Source organism: Pseudomonas sp. 05N434, from assembly GCF_056396965.1.
Genome location: NZ_JBFTMK010000742.1, coordinates 1 through 1949, shown reverse-complemented (window position 1 = coordinate 1949; position 1949 = coordinate 1). Strand labels below are relative to the sequence as shown.

Genomic DNA, 1949 nt, shown 5'->3' with positions numbered 1-1949 from the left:
GACCAATGCCGCCGGCACACCGGTCACCGTGACCCTGAGCAATGGCGCCGTCATCACCATCGACGCCGGTAAAACCACCGGCACCGTGACCGTCCCGGCTCCATMCGATGACGTTTACAAAGATGCSGGCACSGTCCAGGCCACCATCTCCACCGCCACCGGTGGCAATTTCGAAAACCTGGTGCCGAGCACTGCCCCGGCAGYCACCACCGTCACCGAYACSATCGACACCAGCACCGTTTCGCTGACTGCGACYGCGAACGTSGCCGAAGGTGGGACCGTGGTTTACACCGCGTCCGTGTCAGCGCCAGTCACCGGCTCGCCAGTGGTTGTGACCCTGTCCAACGGCCAGACCATTACCATTCCGGTCGGCGCCAGCAGCGGCTCTGTCAATTTTGTTGCACCCAACGATGCGTTGGCGGGTGGCGGCTCCTTGAGCGTCAAGATCGACGACGCCAAGGGCGGCAAYTACGAGAAGCTGGAAGTCGACGGCAAGTCGGCGGATACCTCGGTGACCGACACCCCAGACACCACCACACTCAGCCTGAGCGCAACCGACTCGGTGGCTGAAGGTGGTTCCATCGTTTATACCGCGACCCTGACCAACGCCGCCGGCACGCCAGTGACCGTGACCCTGAGCAACGGTGCCGTGATCACCATCGACGCCGGTAAAACCACCGGCACCGTGACCGTCCCGGCTCCATCCGATGACGTTTACAAGGACGCGGGCACGGTCCAGGCCACCATTTCCACCGCCACCGGTGGCAATTTCGARAACCTGGTGCCGAGCACTGCCCCGGCAGTGACCACCGTCACCGACACGATCGACACCAGCACCGTTTCGCTGACTGCGACTGCGAACGTCGCCGAAGGCGGCACCGTCACTTACACCGCAACCGTCGGTGCGCCAGTGACTGGTAGCCCGGTCACCGTGTCCCTGGCCAACGGCCAGACGATCACCATCGAYRTCGGCAAAACCACCGGTACCGTGACCACCGCCGCGCCGAACGACGCGTTGACCGGCCATGCTCCGCTRACCAACTCGATCACCAACGTCAGCGGCGGCAAYTACGARAAYCTGGTGGCGGACAAAACGCCGGTCAGCACCACCGTGACCGACACCGTCGACACCACGACCCTCAGCCTGAGCGCGACCGACTCGGTGGCTGAAGGCGGTTCCATTGTTTACACCGCGACCCTGACCAATGCCGCCGGCACTCCGGTCACCGTGACCCTGAGCAATGGCGCCGTCATCACCATCGACGCCGGTAAAACCACCGGCACCGTCACCGTCCCGGCTCCATCCGATGACGTTTACAAAGACTCCGGCACGGTCCAGGCCACCATCTCCACCGCCACCGGTGGCAATTTCGARAACCTGGTGCCGAGCACTGCCCCGGCGGTSACCACCGTCACCGACACGATCGACACCAGTACCGTTTCTCTGACTGCGACTGCGAACGTCGCCGAAGACGGCACCGTCACTTACACCGCAACCGTCGGTGCACCAGTGACTGGCAGCCCGGTCACCGTGTCCCTGGCCAACGGCCAGACCATCACCATCGACGTCGRCAAAACCACCGGTACCGTGACCACCGCYGCGCCGAACGACGCRTTGACCGGCCAYGCTCCGCTRACCAACTCGATCACCAACGTCAGCGGYGGCAACTACGAGAACCTGGTGGCGGACAAAACGCCGGTCAGCACCACCGTGACCGACACCGTCGACACCACCAACCTCAGCCTGAGCGCATCCAACTCGGTAGCCGAAGGTGGCCAGATCACTTACACCGCRACCCTGACCAACGCCGCCGGCACTCCGGTCACCGTGACCCTGAGCAATGGCGCCGTCATCACCATCGACGCCGGTAAAACCACCGGCACCGTGACCGTCCCGGCTCCATCCGATGACGTTTACAAAGATGCATCCGATGACGTTTACAAAGATG

The 1949-nt window shown here is 63.5% G+C and carries 1 protein-coding gene; it reads left to right on the top strand.

Going from position 1 to position 1949, the window contains the following annotated elements:
* Positions 1-1949, top strand: a 1949-nt coding sequence (locus AC1DLB_RS28825; protein ID WP_477786173.1) for an immunoglobulin-like domain-containing protein, incomplete at both ends; no start/stop codon positions are given.